The sequence below is a fragment of the Streptacidiphilus sp. EB129 genome (assembly GCF_041262645.1).
Lineage (GTDB): Bacteria > Actinomycetota > Actinomycetes > Streptomycetales > Streptomycetaceae > Streptacidiphilus.
The window spans coordinates 138,873-154,978 of the sequence record NZ_JBGCCS010000009.1 but is presented as its reverse complement, the minus strand read 5'-3'; the positions used below and the strand labels follow the sequence as shown (position 1 = coordinate 154,978).

12 protein-coding genes and 1 tRNA gene are annotated in these 16,106 nt (G+C 71.2%); 7 read left to right on the top strand and 6 right to left on the bottom strand.

Going from position 1 to position 16,106, the window contains the following annotated elements:
- Nucleotides 1–72: 72 nt before the first annotated feature.
- Together ligD and ABH925_RS14265 are read left to right on the top strand one after the other, a co-directional pair.
- Nucleotides 73–1,098, top strand: a complete 1,026-nt coding sequence (ligD, locus tag ABH925_RS14270) for a non-homologous end-joining DNA ligase (protein ID WP_370147875.1) — start codon at nucleotides 73–75, stop codon at nucleotides 1,096–1,098.
- A 74-nt stretch (nucleotides 1,099–1,172) separates the two neighbouring features.
- The gene (locus tag ABH925_RS14265) at nucleotides 1,173–2,738 is read left to right on the top strand and encodes an MFS transporter (RefSeq protein WP_370147874.1); all 1,566 of its coding nucleotides are present in this window, start codon (nucleotides 1,173–1,175) and stop codon (nucleotides 2,736–2,738) included.
- Nucleotides 2,739–3,113: 375 nt separating this feature from the next.
- Here the strand turns inward: ABH925_RS14265 and ABH925_RS14260 are convergent, their stop codons facing one another.
- Together ABH925_RS14260 and ABH925_RS14255 are read right to left on the bottom strand one after the other, a co-directional pair.
- A complete protein-coding gene (locus tag ABH925_RS14260) occupies nucleotides 3,114–4,850 on the bottom strand; it encodes a sensor histidine kinase (protein WP_370147873.1) in 1,737 nt (578 codons plus the stop codon).
- An 88-nt stretch (nucleotides 4,851–4,938) separates the two neighbouring features.
- Nucleotides 4,939–5,619, bottom strand: coding sequence for a response regulator transcription factor (locus tag ABH925_RS14255; protein WP_370147872.1), 681 nt, complete (start codon nucleotides 5,617–5,619; stop codon nucleotides 4,939–4,941).
- A 125-nt stretch (nucleotides 5,620–5,744) separates the two neighbouring features.
- Here ABH925_RS14255 and ABH925_RS14250 point away from each other — a divergent pair, with 125 nt between their 5' ends.
- The gene (locus tag ABH925_RS14250) at nucleotides 5,745–7,172 is read left to right on the top strand and encodes a DUF2079 domain-containing protein (protein ID WP_370147871.1); all 1,428 of its coding nucleotides are present in this window, start codon (nucleotides 5,745–5,747) and stop codon (nucleotides 7,170–7,172) included.
- Between the two features lie 79 nt (nucleotides 7,173–7,251).
- On the opposite strand, the gene ABH925_RS14245 is transcribed toward ABH925_RS14250, so the two are convergent.
- Nucleotides 7,252–7,563 carry a DUF4190 domain-containing protein gene (locus tag ABH925_RS14245; protein WP_370147870.1) on the bottom strand — a complete coding sequence of 104 codons (312 nt, stop codon included), beginning with the start codon at nucleotides 7,561–7,563 and terminating at the stop codon, nucleotides 7,252–7,254.
- Between the two features lie 593 nt (nucleotides 7,564–8,156).
- Between ABH925_RS14245 and ABH925_RS14240 the strand changes: the two genes are divergently transcribed.
- Nucleotides 8,157–9,263: a helix-turn-helix domain-containing protein gene (locus ABH925_RS14240; protein ID WP_370147869.1), complete on the top strand. Its 1,107-nt coding sequence runs from the start codon at nucleotides 8,157–8,159 to the stop codon at nucleotides 9,261–9,263.
- A gap of 768 nt (nucleotides 9,264–10,031) precedes the next feature.
- Here the strand turns inward: ABH925_RS14240 and ABH925_RS14235 are convergent.
- A tRNA-Val gene (locus ABH925_RS14235) sits at nucleotides 10,032–10,103 on the bottom strand.
- A 79-nt stretch (nucleotides 10,104–10,182) separates the two neighbouring features.
- Here ABH925_RS14235 and ABH925_RS14230 point away from each other — a divergent pair.
- The 3 genes from ABH925_RS14230 to ABH925_RS14220 all read left to right on the top strand — a co-directional run bounded on the left by ABH925_RS14230 (nucleotide 10,183) and on the right by ABH925_RS14220 (nucleotide 12,569).
- Nucleotides 10,183–11,484, top strand: a complete 1,302-nt coding sequence (locus tag ABH925_RS14230; protein ID WP_370147868.1) for a hypothetical protein — start codon at nucleotides 10,183–10,185, stop codon at nucleotides 11,482–11,484.
- A 54-nt stretch (nucleotides 11,485–11,538) separates the two neighbouring features.
- Nucleotides 11,539–11,760 (top strand): zinc ribbon domain-containing protein, encoded by a 222-nt coding sequence (locus ABH925_RS14225; RefSeq protein WP_370147866.1) that lies wholly within the window; start codon nucleotides 11,539–11,541, stop codon nucleotides 11,758–11,760.
- A 296-nt stretch (nucleotides 11,761–12,056) separates the two neighbouring features.
- Nucleotides 12,057–12,569 carry a DUF4383 domain-containing protein gene (locus ABH925_RS14220; RefSeq protein WP_370147865.1) on the top strand — a complete coding sequence of 171 codons (513 nt, stop codon included), beginning with the start codon at nucleotides 12,057–12,059 and terminating at the stop codon, nucleotides 12,567–12,569.
- Nucleotides 12,570–12,601: 32 nt separating this feature from the next.
- Here the strand turns inward: ABH925_RS14220 and ABH925_RS14215 are convergent, their stop codons facing one another.
- Both ABH925_RS14215 and ABH925_RS14210 read right to left on the bottom strand, forming a co-directional pair.
- Complete coding sequence (locus ABH925_RS14215) at nucleotides 12,602–13,471, bottom strand: HAD family hydrolase (protein ID WP_370147864.1); 870 nt, start codon at nucleotides 13,469–13,471, stop codon at nucleotides 12,602–12,604.
- Nucleotides 13,468–16,068, bottom strand: coding sequence for a phosphoribosyltransferase (locus ABH925_RS14210; RefSeq protein ID WP_370147863.1), 2,601 nt, complete (start codon nucleotides 16,066–16,068; stop codon nucleotides 13,468–13,470). Before ABH925_RS14210 ends, ABH925_RS14215 begins: the two co-directional genes overlap by 4 nt.
- Between the last annotated feature and the right edge of the window lie 38 nt (nucleotides 16,069–16,106).

The following is a 16,106-nucleotide window of genomic DNA, read 5'->3' as shown; positions in this document are numbered from 1 at the left end:
GCCCGATTGTCCGGCCGTCGGTCCGCCCGCGCCCGACGGGCGCGGACCGGGCGGCCGACCTACGGTGGGCACATGGGTGACGCGCTGGAGCTGACGATCGGCGGGCGCGCCGTGCGCCTCAGCCACCCGGAGAAGGTCTACTTCCCGGAGCGGGGCTACACCAAGCTGGACGTGGCCCGCTACTTCGAGGCGGTCCAGGACGGCGCCCTGCGCGCCGTGCGGGACCGGCCCACCACCCTGCAGCGCTTTGTCGACGGCATCGGTGGCGAGGCCTTCTACCAGAAGCGCGCGCCGCGCGACCTGCCGGACTGGATCCCCACCGCCCGGATCTCCTTCCCCAGCGGCCGCCCCGCCGACGAGATGTGCCCGACCGAGCCGGCCGCGATCCTGTGGGCGGTGAACCGGGGTTGCCTGACCTTCCACCCCTGGCCGGTGCGCAGCGCCGACACCGACCGGCCGGACGAGCTGCGGATCGACCTGGACCCGCAGCCCGGCACCGACTTCGCCGACGCGGTCCGCGCCGCGCACCAGCTGCGGGCGGTGCTGGAGGAGTTCGGGATGCGCGGCTGGCCGAAGACCTCCGGCGGCCGGGGGCTGCACGTGTTCGTCCCGATCCGGCCGCGCTGGACCTTCGTCGAGGTGCGCCACGCGGTGATCGCGGTCGGCCGGGAGCTGGAGCGGCGGATGCCGGACCAGGTGACCACGGCGTGGTGGAAGGAGGAGCGCGGCCAACGGGTGTTCGTGGACTTCAACCAGATGGCCAGGGACCGGACCATCGCCTCGGCGTACTCGGTCCGCCCGTTCCCGCATGCCCCGGTGTCCGCCCCGCTGCGCTGGGAGGAGCTCGACACGGCCCGCCCGGAACACTTCGACATCGTCACCATGCGGGCCCGCTATGCCGAGTTGGGGGACGTCCACGCGGACATGGACGGGCAGGCCTTCGACCTGGACGCGGCCCTCGAGTCGGCCGCCAGGGACGAGCGGGAACGGGGGCTCGGCGACCTCCCGTACCCCCCGGAGCACCCCAAGATGGCGGGCGAGCCGAAGCGGGTCCAGCCGAGCCGCGCGAAGGCCGAACCCGGCGGGGGCGAAGGCTGAACCGAGCGGGTCGGATACTCCCCGGTAGCTGCTAGTCTCTGGCCGCTCAGTTTGACACAAGGGGGAGCACTGTCATGAGTACGAATGCGGCCGGCACCGGCCGAAAGGGCCTGGTTCTGGCAGCGATGATCTTCGCTGTGGCGATGACGTTCATCGACCAGACGATCGTCTCCATCGCGGCACCGAAGATCCAGACCGAACTGCACCTGTCCGGGACAGGCGTGCAGTGGGCGATCAATTCCTATCTGCTGGCCATGGCGGCGTTCTTCGCGTTCGGTGGAAGGCTTTCCGACACCTTCGGCCACCGCCGGATGGTCGTCATCGGGGTCATCGTCTTCGCCGGGGCCTCGGCCCTGTGCGGGCTGACGCCGACCGGTTCGCTGGCGCAGACCTGGATCATCTTCTTCCGCGCCGTGCAGGGCCTCGGCGGCGCGCTGATGTACCCGGCGGCGCTGGCCATCGTGGTCAACACCTACGAACTGCGGGAACGCGGACGGGCGTTGGCCCTGTTCTTCGGTATCGCCGGCGGCCTGACCGCCGTGGGCCCGATCCTCGGCGGCTACCTGACCGAGTGGACCTGGCGCGGCATCTTCTGGGTCAACATCCCGGTCGCGCTGGTCGCGCTGCTGCTGATCGCCGTCTCCAAGCCGGTCACCAGGTTCCAGGCCGCGCCGATCGACTACCGGGGTCTGGTCCTGATCGTCTGCGGTGTGGCGCTGAGCGTCTTCGGCTTCCAGCAGTCGAGCGTCTGGGGCTGGCACAACCCGGCGATCGGCCTGTCGATCGCCGCCGGCGCGGTACTGCTGGTGCTCTTCTACCGTTACGAGCGCCGCCAGGATTCGCCGTTGATGAACGTGGCGATCTTCAGCGACCGCGCCTTCCTGATGCAGTGCGTGGTGCTCGGCCTGGCGATGACGGTGTTCCTCCCGATGTTCTTCTTCGCCAGCGAGTACGCGGCGCTCTCGCTCGGGCAGACGACCCAGCAGGCCGGTCTGACGCTGCTGTACTTCTTCCTCGGCTTCATGGTCACCGCGCAGATCGGCGGCCGGATGCTGGACCGGGTCGGCGCGAAGCGCCCGGTGGTGGTCGGCTCCGTGATCGCCACGGTCGGGTACTACCTGTGGGCGAGCAAGATGACCTCGCTCGACCTGAACAAGGAGACCTGGTACATCGTCATGGCCGGTGCGGGCATGGGCCTGATGGTCGGCCCCGCCAACACGGACGCGGTCAACCGGGCCTCCAGCCTCTCCTACGGCGAGGCCACCGGCATCACCATGACGGTCCGCAACTACGCCTCCAGCCTCAGCGTGGCCATCCTCGGCACGGTGCTGGTGTCGGTGTTCCAGTCGCAGATCGCCTCCACGCTGGTCTCGCAGGGTGTCCCGGCCGCGACGGCGTCCAAGCTGGCCGCCACCGCCACCCACAACGGCGGCAGCGGTCAGGGCGGCACCGGCACCGGCTCCGGCACCATCCCGCAGTGGGTGCGGCTGGACTTCGCCCACGGCGCGCAGACGGTCTTCTACATCATGGCCGGGATGATGGCCCTGGCCGCCGTTGTCGCCCTGTTCGGGCTGCCCGGCGGTGTCCAGGCCGACAGCACGGCGTCCACGCCGGCCGAGGAAGCAGCGACCGCCGCCTGAGCAGTCGCCGCCGCATCACCGCAGCACCCGAGCCGCCGGACCGTTGACCGGTTCAACGGCCGGCGGCTCGGCCGTTCCGTGCGTACCGGGCGAGCACCGGGCCCGTACCCGGCGACCGGCCGTCAGCCGGACTGGCGCACCACCAGCTGCGTGCCCAGCACGATCCGGCGCGGCGCCCGCCGCCCGACGAGAGACGCGCGTGGAGCCTCCCGGCGCGCGGGACGGGCCCGCCGCGGTCGCGGCGGGCCCGGTGGAACCCCCCTCGGTCAGGACGCCGTGCACTCGGGACCCGCGCTGATCAGCTCCCACGACGGCACCCCGACCGCCTTCGGCGCCGGCTACAAGGCGCATCTCGCAGCGCTCGGCTGAGCGGAGCTACGGGCGGGTGACACGGGGGCGCCCACCCCGCGACGGCTGATACGCGGGCCGGTCCGGCTCCAGGTCCCGGTCCGCCACCAGCGGCAGCCGGACCAGCGCCCTGGCGCCACCGGCCGCAGCCGACGGCCCGGCCGACTCCGGGGCGGCCTGGCCCGCGTCCGCGCGCTCCGCCAAGGCAGAGTCCGCGCCTGCGCACCGCTCGTCGGCGCGGGCCGGGTTGACGCGGGCCGGGTCGGCGCGATCCACCTCGCCGCGCTGCGGATCGGTGAACTCCGCGGTGCCGCCGAGCCGCTGGGCGATCGTCCGGACCAGCGACAGCCCGAGACCCGAGCCGCCCGCCGTACGGTCGCGGGCGGCGTCCAGCCGCACAAAGCGGTCGAACACGCGCTCACGGTCCTCCGTTGCGATGCCGGGCCCGTCGTCCGCGACCACCAGCCACGCCTGCCCGTCGCGCACCGAGACGCTCACGGTCACCTCGGCGCGGGCGTGCCGGGCGGCGTTGTCCAGCAGGTTGCGCAGCAGCCGACCGACCATCACCTCGGGTCCACCCACCAAGGCCGGTTCGAGACCCGCGGCCCGGATGCGCGGTCCCGCATCCGCCGCGCGCACCGTTGCGCGCACCGCCGGGTGGGCCGCCAGATGGGCGCGTTCGGCGATCTGCTCGGCCGCCAGGTCGGCGAGGTCGACCCCGGCGGGTGCACTCCGGCCGGCCTGGCCCTCCTCGGCCGTGGCGAGCAGCAGCAGGTCCTCGGTCAGGGCCTGCAGCCGAGCCGTGTCGGCCAGCGCGTCGGCGACCACCACGGGCCAGTCGGCCTCGTCCGGGTGCGCCAGCGGCACCTCCAGTGCGCTGCGCAGCACCGCCAGCGGGCTGCGCAGTTCGTGCGAGGCGTCGGCGACCAGCCGCCGCTGCTCGTTCAGCGCGCGTTCCAGCCGGTCCAGGGTGACGTTGGTGGTGACCGCCAGCCGGCTGATGCCGTCCCCGGACGGCGGCACCGGCACCCGCTCGTCGAAGGCCCCGTCCCCGATCTCGGCCATCCGCCGCCGGATGGCCTCCACCGGGCGCAGGGCGCGGCCGGTGACCAGCCACGCCACCAGGGCGACGAACAGCGCACTGCCCGGCACCAGGTACCAGCCGAGGATCTGGTCCACCTGTGACCTGGCCGCGTCCGCGTCCGAGGGGTCGACCATCACGTAGACGGTGATCCGCTGCGCCGGGAGCCCGTGGATACCGGTGAGTTGAACCAGCGCCGCGCTGGACACCTGGTCGCTGGGCAGCCTGAGGACGGTGACGGTCCGTCCGTCCAGCGGTGCCGCACCCGCGCCCCCGTCCGCGACATGCCGGGGCAGCCGTATGGTCATCTGCTCGACGTCGTAGAGCTGGTCCGGCGGGTAGGGCGGAAGTGTGGCGAAGGGGACCCCGGCGGGCCCCGCGTAGTCCTGGAACACCCCCCGCTCGACCAGCCACCGCCCGTCCGCCCCGACCAGCAGGAACGGCGACCGGGGGTAGACCCCATCGGCCCAGTGGCCGCCGGCGGCCCCGTAGCTGATGCTCTGCAGGTCGGTCCAGCTACGGTCGTTGACCGTCGACATGGTCCGGTCGTACACGGCGTTGCCGACCAGCAGCGTCGCGAGCCCGGAGGCCAGCAGCGAGGCGGCGGCGGCCGCCAGCGCGGCCCGGGTACGCACCGAGGTCCGCCGCCAGCCGCGCGGCCGCTCACGCTGGTGTCCGCGCACTCGTTCACGAGGCCGTTCGCGCGGTCGCTCACGCGGTGACTCGGCCGGAGCTGTGCGCGAGCCGACCGCCCCCCGCTCCCCGCTTGCCCTAGCCGCGCGCATCGGGGACCAGCCGGTAGCCGCTGCCGCGCACGGTGCTGATCCCACAACGGGCGCCGGGGAGCGCCAGCTTCTTGCGCAGGGCGGCTATGTAGACCTCGACGATGTTGACGTCGCCGCGAAACGCGCTGTCCCAGACCGCGTCCAGGATCTCCCCCTTCGGGACGGCTTCGCCCGCGCGGCGGGCCAGACACTCCAGCACCCCGAACTCCTTGGCGGTCAGCCGGACCGGGGTGCCCGCGACGGCGCAGCTGCGCGCCGCCGGGTCCACGCTCAGGTCCCCGACCTCCAGCCGTACCGGACGGGCGACGGCCCCGCGCCGCAGCAGGGCCCGCAGCCGCGCGGTCAGCACCACGTACGAGAACGGCTTGCTGAGGAAGTCGTCGGCCCCGCAGTTCAGCGCCTCGGCCTCGTCGTACTCCCCGCTCTTGGCGGTCAGCATCAGGATCGGCACCGGGCTGCCGGCCCGGCGCAGGGCCTCGCAGACCCGGAATCCGTTCATTCCCGGCAGCATCAGGTCCAGCACGATGGCCGCGTAGTTCCCGGACATGGCCAGCTCCAGGCCGCTGACACCGTCACCCGCCACGTCCACCGCATAACCCTCGGCGCTCAGCCCCCGGCTGAGCGCCTGCGCGAGCCTCGCCTCGTCCTCGACCATCAGTAGCCGCATCGGGGCAGCATAGGCGAATTCCCAACGCCACGACAAACCCGGCCGGAATGTCGCTGATATCCATTCTGAAGAAATCCTCAGGTTCTTTTGGCCGCCGTTCAGGTGAGATTTTCTAACGTCACGCCATGAAATCGAGGCGGACTCTCCCCTGGCTGCTGGCGGCAGTGCTGAGCTGCGTGTACAGCGCGGTGTCAATCGAGCGGCAGCGGCGGATGTTCAGCACCGGATTCGATCTGGGCATCTTCGACCAGGCGGTTCGCGGCTACGCCGGCCTGGGCTCCCCGCTCTCCGCCCTGAAGGGGGCGGAATTCAACCTGCTGGGCGACCACTTCAGTCCGGTCCTGGCTCTGCTCGCGCCCGCCTACCGGGTTTTCCCGCACGCCGAGACGCTGCTGGTCGCCCAGGCACTGCTGCTCGCCCTGTCCGCCGTACCGGTCACCCGGGCCGCGATCGCGGTGGTCGGCACCGTCGGCGGCACCATGCTCGGCGCGGCCTACGGGCTCTCCTTCGGCCTGCAGTACGCGGCCGCGTTCGACTTCCACGAAGTCGCGTTCGCGGTACCGCTGGTGGCCATGAGCGTGGCCGCGCTGAGCCGGAACGAGGAACGGGCGGCGGTGTGCTGGGCGCTGCCGCTGCTCCTGGTGAAGGAGGACCAGGGGCTGCTGCTGGCGGCCGTCGGGGTCTACGTCTGGTGCCGCGGCCGGCGGCCGCTCGGCGCCGGCGCCGTGCTGCTGGCGGTGGCGTCCACCGTGCTGCTGACCACCGTGGTGATACCGGCGTTCAACCTCGACGGGACGTACGCCTACTCCGGCATGGGTGCGGCGACCGGGGGCGATCCACTGAGCCGGCTGCTGCTGCCCGCGACCAAGGAGCACACCGTGCTGCTGCTCCTCGCACCGACGCTGTTCCTCGCCCTGCGCTCGCCGCTGGTCCTGCTCGCCGTACTGCCGCTGGCCGCCAGGTTCTGGGTGCTCTCGCCCGCCTACTGGGGCATCGGCTACCACTACGACGCCGAGCTGATGCCGATCCTCTTCCTGGCCATGGCGGACGGGCTGCGTCGGGCGAAGCACGCCGACCGCCGCGCCTGGACGCTCCGGGTGGTGCCGGGCATCCCCGCCGCCGCACTGGCCGTCGCGCTCGCCGCGACCCTGTGGCTGCCGGTCGGAGACCTGGCTGCCCAACTCACCGCACCGGCCGCACCGGCCGCGGCGCGCGGCGCTCTGGACGTGTCGGCCGCCCGCCGCGTGCTCGCGCTGATCCCCGACGGGGCGTCGGTCGCCGCCGCCAACCGGCTGGCGCCGCAGCTCACCGACCGCTGCACCGTCTCGCTGTTCCCCTACCTCACCGCCCCCGGCGCCCACGGGGACTGGTCGCGCCCCACCGCGCGCTGGGTCGCCCTGCAGGACCGCCCCGACCCGTTCCCGCTCGGCGTCCAGCAGCAACTCGCCGCCCGCGCCCGCCTCCCCGCCCAGGGCTACCACCAGATCGCCACCGGCGGCGGCGTCACCCTCTACGCCTGGACCCCCAACCCCGCCCCCACCCGCCACCCATGACCCACGAGGCCGCAGGCGGGTGGCAGGCGCCGGGGCGATGGGGGGACGCGGTCAGCGGGAGACGTTAACCGCCTGAGCGTCATCCGCCCGAGACGTGGGTCATGATCCAGAAGACCCAGACCGGAAGCCAGAGCACTGAGAGCACGAGTCCGCCAATGGCGAGGCCGCGGCCGCTCTGACCGGTTTCGCGGATCTTCCCGAAGGCGACCAGCGCGAGGATCACGCTGAGCGGTATCCCCCCGGCCAGACCGGCCATGAACGACGATATGGCATAGCCGTTGGGCCCATAGATCCTCGGTGCGTAGTGACCCGGCGGCGTTTGGCGCGGGTACGAAGGGAGTCCGCCGCGTGAAGGTGAAGGTGAAGGCTCCGCAGGTGCAGAATCGGACACGGGGGCATCGTGAGAGGTCACAGAGCGTTCCAAGTGTGTTCGTTTGACTCGCTGTCAGCCGCGCGATCATACGGCGGCCGACACGCCCACCAACACAAGCCCGCCAGGCCCGTCAGGTTGCAGAGCCCCCGATCGGCAACGTCCGCTCAACCCCCGCGGCCGTGCAGAATGCCTCGCAGACCCAGTTTGGCTGGAAGTCGTCGCCAATCACGGCCCTGACCTGAGGATCCTTGAGCACACGGGACTCCCCGGGCGAATGCCCGCAACTGACCGATGGTGCCGCCGCCGCGCACCAGGTATCGCGACTGCGAAGCAGCATCCAGTCGCCGGCCACCGTCACGTTGGCATGTGGAATCCGCGAGTAGTGCCGCGACCGAACATTGGGCAGGCAGGTACAGCACGGAGGGGTGAGTACATCGTTGTGCAGCCTTACCGTCGCACGACCTGCCACGGCCCGGACTTGTCCCGCCCAACACCAGGAAGATCAGCTGGCGATCAGCATGCCTGAGAGCTGGTGCTTTCACAATCAGTGACTACTTGCACATCCTCCGTTAGGGTGAGGACGGGCCCCACTTCTCGCCTCGATCTGCCTGATGTGCCAAAATCGCACCATGGGGACCGAGACGAGTTGGCATGACGTAGGTGCTCGCGTAGGTGAGGCCAGACGAGCTGCTGGTCTCACGCAAGGACAGCTGGCTGACCAGATGGGGCTGGATCGCACAGCGGTCTCAAAGATCGAGAGCGGCAGTCGAAGGATTGCGGCGTTGGAGCTCACACGCCTAGCTGATGCTCTTGGCTTGCCCCTTGATCACTTCCTCGCCACACCCGCATTGGTGCTGTCAAACCGCCAACCATTGGTTGAGGAAGTTGAGTCTGATGCCACCAAGTCAGCTTTTCGTACGCAGGCACTGCTCGGCGCTTGGCTTCGCGATGTGCATCAGGCGCGTGAGCTAGGATTCCTGCCGCTGCGCGAGCTGTGGACATACCCCGATCCCGTCGAAGGCATCGAGTCCTACCGGACAGCGGCCCGTTGGGTACGAAGGAGGCTGGGCAACGCGACGGGTCCCCTTCAGTCCATGGCATCGCTTTGTGCCCTGGCGGGACAGTGGCCCCTTGTTGCCGAAATCCCAAGCGACGGCGCGTCATTGATCGATGGCGGCGTGGCCGTTTCAATCATCAGCCTGCGTGGCGACCCGGGTCGTCGCCGTGCGACTGCGGCACACGAACTCGGGCACATGGTTCTTGGAGATGCATATTCGAATGATCTCGGCGTGCACGCCTCCGCCATGGACCGTGAACGCGCGATCGAAGCATTCGCTGCCGAGCTTCTTCTTCCCGCCAGGGCGATTGGCGATTCTTGGGTAAAGCAGAAATCAGATAGGGAGCAGCTTGTCAGGGTCGCTGCAACGTTCCGAGTCTCATGGAGTCTTGCACTAGCCCAGGCCGAACGGGCGGGCGTTATCGAGAGCGCCTCAAAAAGTAGCCTTATGGCGCGTACGCCTACGCGAGCCGAATTTCTCGAGGCGCTTGGCTGGGCACCGGAGCCGGACCTCTCCTCCGTAAGAGTCGCACCCGACTATGCCGCAGCAATTTTCAGAGCCTACCAGGCCGGAAAGCTGACGCGGGCACGTGCCGCTGAAATGCTGCACGGTGAAGTTACACAAGATGACCTGCCCGCCGAAGAAAATGTGGAATGTTAATGACTGACGCCAGTCACGGCATTCTCATTTTGGATGCCACACTCCTGAATCATTCAGCCAGAGCGGACAATATCGATTTTCTCGGTGCATATCTCCGAGGGTTTGAGTGCTGGACAACTGATGTGGTTCTTGATGAACTCAAGGCCGGATATCCCCAATATCCGGAGTTGCAGCGTGCCGTCAGCGCCGAGTGGGTTTCCAGTGATCCTCTGGACTCTCTCCACGGCGTAACCTCATATGCCCTGTGGCTTCGACGAGTGGGCGCGAGTGTCCGACACAGAGGAGAGGCCAGCATTTTTGCTTGCGCCGAACTCCGCCACGGAGTAGCTATTACGGATGACCGAGAGGCTGCAAAGGTGGCTGCTTCTCATGACCTCGAAGCACACGGGACGCTATGGCTTCTTGCCCGTCTTCTAAGGCAAGGATCAGTGACTCCTGTGGAGGCGGCACACTTCATCGATGCCCTCCTGATCCATGGGGCTCGGTTTCCATGCAATGGTCGATCGTTCCCAGATTGGTGCAAGGACAAGGGACTCCCGACTACCTGACGATCGATGGTCGCACGCCTGGCGTGGGTCGCCTTGGCGCTCCGTAACGAACAGCGGCCGAAGCAGGCACCGAGGCAGCCACCTGGGGAACCATCTGGCACGTAAGTGGCACGAGGGCGATCAGCACTCTGAGTGCCACCAGTAACGGCCGAGGCCCAGCTCAGGGGAATCATCCCTCTGAACTGGGCCTTCGTCGTACTCCGCGATCACTCGCGTCAGGTGGGCACAGACGGTTTCGAACCGCCGACATCTGCTTTGTAAGAGCAGCGCTCTACCGCTGAGCTATGCGCCCTGGGCGAGAGCTAAGAATACCCGCTCGTCGGGGTGGTCGACGTCGGGCCTGGTGCGGTGGGGGTGAGGGGGGTGCGAGGATGGGGCGCGTGGGCCGTGGCGGCCTGGTGGCGGGGCTGGCGGGAGCGGGAGAAGACGTGGCGTCGGGATCAGCGCGGTGGCGTCGTGGCGAAGCGGTTCGCGCGGAGGCGCAGGCCGCCAAGGACGCCGCCGCACAGGCGTTCTACGAGCTGGACACGGTGCAGCGGGACGTGCTGATCTCGGTGGAGGCGGTGTCCGCCTCCGACGACTCCCCCGGGGCCAAGCGCGCCGTCGCGGACTTCGCCGCAATGGGGCGGCGGATCGACGAGGTCAGCAGCGCGTACATCTCCGCGCTGGACGCGCACGACCTGGACGCCGAGGAGCTGGACCCGGCGGTCGCCGCGCAGGCGCGACAGCAACTGGAGCAGTCCCGGCAGCAGCTGCTGTCGGTCAAGGCGGAGCTGGAACGGTTCGCCGGGTTCCTGGAGCCGCTGGTCGCGGCGGCGGAGACCCGGCTGGCGCAGGTCGGGCCGGCCGTGGAGCGGGCGAAGCAGTCGTGGCTGGCCGCCAGCAACGCCCTGGACGAGGTCCGGGCCGCGCGGCTCGGCCCGGACGAGCTGGCGCGCCGACTGGCGGCCCTGGGACCGCAGCTGACGCTGATGGGCGAGGGCGCGGGACGGCACGGCGTCCAGACGGTGCTGCAGACGGCGTCGGAGGTGCAGCGCACCGCCGAGGCGGTGCGGGCCGAGGCCGAGCGGCTGCCGCAGCAGGCACGGGAGGTCGACCAACGGCTGGCCTCGCTGCGCACCCGCACCCAGGCCCTGGAGACGCGGGCCGGGAACCTCGGCCCCACCCTGAGCGAATTGCGCCGCCGCTTCAGCGCCGAGTGCTGGCAGGACCTGCAGAACGTCCCCGAGCAGAGCGAGGCGGCGGTCCGCAGCGCCCAGGACCGGCTGGCCGAGGCGGCCAAGGCCAGGGACGAGCTGCGCTGGGACGACGCCACCGGTGTGATCGCCACCGTCCGGACGCTGCTGAGCACCGCCGACGGCGCCGTCGCCGTGGTGAACGAGCGGCTGCACTCGCTCAACGAGGCCCAGCGCGCCCCGGAGGCCGAGATCGAACGCACCCGGTTCGCGGTACGGGACGCCCAGCGCCTCGCCATGGCCGGACGCAGCGCGCCGGATCCGCGCCACGCCGCGCCGCTGGACGCGGCGGTCGCCCGGCTGGACGGCGCGGCCGAGGCGCTGACGGGTCGTCACCCGGATTACTGGCACTTCCTGACCGAGATGGCCGCGGTGCGGGAGACGGCGGCGCAGGTGGTACAGGCGATCCGCGAGGAGCGCGGAGCGGGCAACCGCTGACGGACCGGCCCTGACCCCGGTCGCGGGTGGCCGGGTACGCCGTAGAGTACGGCCATGCCTCGTTATGACTACCGTTGCCGTTCCTGTGGTGCCACCTTCGAGCTGCGCCGCCCGATGTCCCAGTCCGACGCCCCGGCCATGTGCCCGGCCGGACACGAGGACGCCGTGAAGCTGATGTCCATGGTCGCCGTCACCGGCACGGCGTCGGGCGGCTCCGCGCCGAGCGCGGGCCAGGGCGGGGGCGGCGGCTGCTGCGGTGGCGGCTGCTGCGGCTGAGCGGGACGCTCCCAGCTGAGTGGAACGCCCTCGGCTGAGCAGACGCCTCCGGCTGGGCGGGCTGCAGCGGCCGAGCGGGCTGCTGCGGCGCGGATCGACGCGCCTGCCGTCGCCGCGCGCTCGGCGGTAGACCGCAGTGGGCCGGCCGGGTGCTGCGGCCGTGCCCAGCGCGTACGCGCGCGTGCTGCGCGGGGCGAGGGGGGTTGCCGCGCGGGGCGAGGGTTGCCGGGAGGGCGCGCCGGTCACATCATGGAGCAGTCGGCCGTCACTCGTCTCACCCCCGTTGGGAGGCGGCGATGAAACTCCAGGACAGCCTGCCTGTGGATCACCGACTGGGCCAGGTCTACCGCTACAGCGCGGGGACGATCGGCCTCTTCCTCGTGGTCTTCGGCATCTTCGGCTTCACCAACCACGTGGGATTCTTCAGCACCCACGGCGACAAGGTCGCGGGCATGAGCAGCAACGGCCTGCTCAGCCTGCTGTCCGTACTGTTCGGCGTGCTGCTGATGGCCGGTGCGGTACGGGGCGGGAACGACGCCTCCACCCTCAACATCTGCGTCGGCGTGCTCTTCATCCTCAGCGGTTTCGTGAACCTAGGGCTCCTCGACGGCAAGCACAACTTCCTCGCCTTCCACATGCAGAACGTGCTGTTCAGCTTTGTGGTCGGCGTGCTGCTGATGATGTTCGGAATGTACGGCAGGGTGACCACCCACCTGCCCTACGACAACCCGTACTGGAAGGAACGCCACCCCAAGGCGGCCAAGCGGCAGCATGTCGACCTGCCCACCTCGGCGCTCCCCCAGGGCTGACGTACCGAGCAGGGCTGACGCACCGAGCAGGGCTAATGCACCAGGCCCGCACCGCCGACCTGGACCCGTACCCGGGCGAGCAGCTGCCGGACGATCTCCTCGCCGGCGGCCACCCCGACCTGTGCCAGCGAGGTGACGCCGGGCGCGGCCCACCCGGCGTCCGCCAGCTCGCCGTGTCCGGGACGGAACCCGGCGTCGGCCGCGAGCAGCAGCTCGGCGTCGAGCAGCGAGTCGCCGGCGGTCAGCACCGTGGCGGCGCCGGTCCGCCGTTCGACCTCGGCCAGTGCGGCGGACTTGGTCAGCGGCTGCGGCACCAGGTAGATCTTCCGTCCCTGCAGGGACACGGTGTAGCCGCGCTCGTCGGCCCACGCGGTGAGTTCCGGGACCCACCCCGGCGGCAGCAGCTCCCGCTCCACCACCAGGTAGGCGAAGAGGTCCTCGGCGACCCGGCGCTTCAGCGTCCACTCCGGGTCGGCGCTCAGCGCGAGGTGCCGCACCACCTCGTCCAGCGGCGCGCAGTTCTGCGTGATCATGGCGAGGACCTGGGCGTGCCAGTCCTCGTCGGTGACCCCGTCCACCAGCAGGTGACCGCCGTTGGCGCAGATCGCGTAGCGCGGCGCCCAGCCGGGCACCGGACCGGGCAGGTGGACCCGCTGGTACTGGGCCCGGGTCCGGGTGGTCACCGGGACGAACTCGGCCGCCGCGATCAGCTCCACCAGCATCTCGGCGCAGCGCTCGGTCATGAACGACAGCGGCCTGCCGTGATGCACCTCGACCGTGAGCAGCCGGGGGGCCAGCTCGTCGGACATGTCGAGGGCCAGGGCGCGCGGCGAGTAGATCAGGGTGCGGTCCAGGTCGCTGCCGACCAGGAAGCGCCCACCGGGGTTCACCGTGCCGCTCATATCGCCGTGCCCTCCTCGCCGGTCGCGCCGCGCGTGAAGTGGGGGTGGATCAGTCCGACACAGCTGTACGGCAGGCCGTCGACCACCTCCACCGGTACGTCGCGCTGCTCGGCCAGCAGCCGTACGTGCCCCAGCTCCGCCTCGGCCCCGCTGCGGACCAGCACCTTCCAGGGCACCCGCCGCAGCAGTACCCGGGTGGTCTCCCCCACGCCCGGCTTGACCAGGTTGACGCTGTTGATGCCGTACTCCTCGCTGATGCGCTCGACAGCGGACCAGCCGGACCAGTCCGGCTCCCGGCCGGACTCCCGGCCCCGCCCACCATCGGAGGCTACGGCGGTCAGCTGCACGCCAGGGAAATGCGCGGTGACGGCGTCGAGGAACTCCGCCGACACGTCGGCGCCGGCCAGCTCGCGGTAGAACTTCGCGCCGTGGAAGTCGTCGGGTCCGATCAGCCCCGGCCGCAGCACCGTCCGCGACACCAGGCCCGAGACGGTCGAGTTGAGGCAGGCCGAGGGGATGAGGAAGTCCTCGCGGGTGCCGTAGGTCCGGACGCAGTGGCCCGGGTCGGCGAGCACCGCCAGTTCGGGGTTGAACTCCGTGCCGCGCAGGGCCTCGGCGAGTTCGCGGGTGATCGCGCCCTTGCCGGTCCAGCCGTCCACGAAGACCACGTCGGCGGCCCGGTGACGGTCCGCCAGGTAGCGCAGGGCGACGGTGTCGATCCCGCGTCCCCGGACGATGGACACCGCGTAGTGGGGCAGGTCCAGGCCGTGGGCGTACTGCGCCCAGCGGCGCATCAGGATGCCGACCGGCGTCCCGGCCCGGGCCAGCGAGGCCAGCACGGCCCCGTGGCCGCGCTCCGCGAGCACGGTCTCGGTGACCCGGGCGACCGCCTCGGCGATCCGGGCGGCGGAGTCGCACAGCGCCTGCTGGAACAGGTCCTGGTACGCGGCGGTGGGCTGGTACTCGACCGGCAGCGATTCGGCGTAGTGGGCGCCGCCCTGCTGGATGGCCTCCTCCCGCTCCTCGATGGGCGCCTCCAGGGTGACCTCGGAGAGGTCCTTGAGCAGCCAGGACACCTCGTCGGCCCGGTAGGACGAGAACGCCGGACCATGCAGCGCGGGCGGAAGTACGGCAACCGCGCCCACACCGGCGGCACCGGTCGCCCCGGACCCGGTCGCCCCGGACCCGGTCCCCGCCGGGCGGGGGCGGTGGGCGGGGACGGTGGCGAGCAGCACCTGGCCGGTCACCGCGCGCAGCCGGTCGAGCAGCCCACGGCCGGGGGCGTGCAGGGGTGCACGATCGCCCTGGTCGTCGACGACCAGCACGACGGCGTCGAAGCGGCGGCTCAGGTCGCGTCCGGGTGCGACGTTGTACGCGTAGCGGGTGCCCTCGCCGTCGGACGGGGCGTCGTGCGCGGGGAAGGCCAGCCGGGTGCGCAGGGCGTAGCCGGGGTCGTCGACCGCGAGCGCCGGGGAGCGGGTCGTGGTGGAGAACAGGACCTCCACCCCTGATCCGACCACCTCCTGCAGCGCCGCCGCGAGGCGCAGCGGGGCGTACATCAGCTCCTCGCTGCCGAGGACCAGCACCCGCGAGCGGGCCTCCGGCGCCCCGGGCACCCCGGCCTGCGCCGCCGGCCCAGCCTCCACCGCCGGCCCGGGGACCGCCGCCGGCCCGGGGACCGGGTCCAGTGCCTCCGCCAGTCGTGCCGCCATGGCCGGAAGTGCGGCGTCCAGGCGCCGGCGGTCCTCGGCGACGAACCCGTGCCGCCCGCCGTCGCGCAGTCCGCGCGGCCAGCCCAGCTCCACCCGGGTCAGCGCACCGCGCGCACCGCCCTGCGGGACCGTGCAACCGGCCCGCGACTCCTCGGCCGCGACCAGGGCCGCCGCGCGCTCCAGCACCGCCTCCGGCAGCCGGACCGTTCCGGTCGCCAGGGCCACCACGTCCAGGCGCACGCCCAGCTCGGCGGCGGTCTTCTCGAACTGCTCGCGGCACTCCCGGTCGCGCAGGTCGACCAGGGCCGCGACCACGTAGCGGGAGCGCGGGCAGCGCCGCTGCAGCGCCGCGACCGTGTTGAGCACGGTGCGTCCGGTGGACAGTTCGTCGTCCACCAGCACCAGCGGTCCCGCGCCGGCCAGGAAGTCGGGGTCCTCGGGCAGCAGCAGATGGGAGGTCGCGTGCGAGTGCTCCTCCTCGAAGCCGCCGAAGGGCTCAAGTCCGGTGATCTGCCGCCGGGTCGAGTGCAGGTACGGCGCGGAGGCGCCGGATGCGCCGCCCAGGCCGTCCGCGACGCAGTGGCCCAGGCCGGTCGCCGTCTCCGCGTAGCCGAGCACCACCGCCTCGGCGGCCTCGGCCTCGCCCAGCAGCCCGCGTACGGTGACGCCCAGCTCGAAGCCCGCCCGGTACACCCGCTCGGGCCGCTGCGGCAGGTGCTTGCCCAGGACCTTCGACACCAGCAGGTGTGCCCGGCGGGGGTTGTTCCGCAGCGCCACGCCGACCAGCTCGCGCACCGACGGATCCGGCACGCGGACGCCGAGCCGCTGCTCGACCCACTCCCCGGCCCAGGTCCGGCCGTCCGGGTTCTGCTGCTCCACTGTCATCGTGCTGCTTTCCTCGTCGGTGCTGCGGTGCTTGGTAC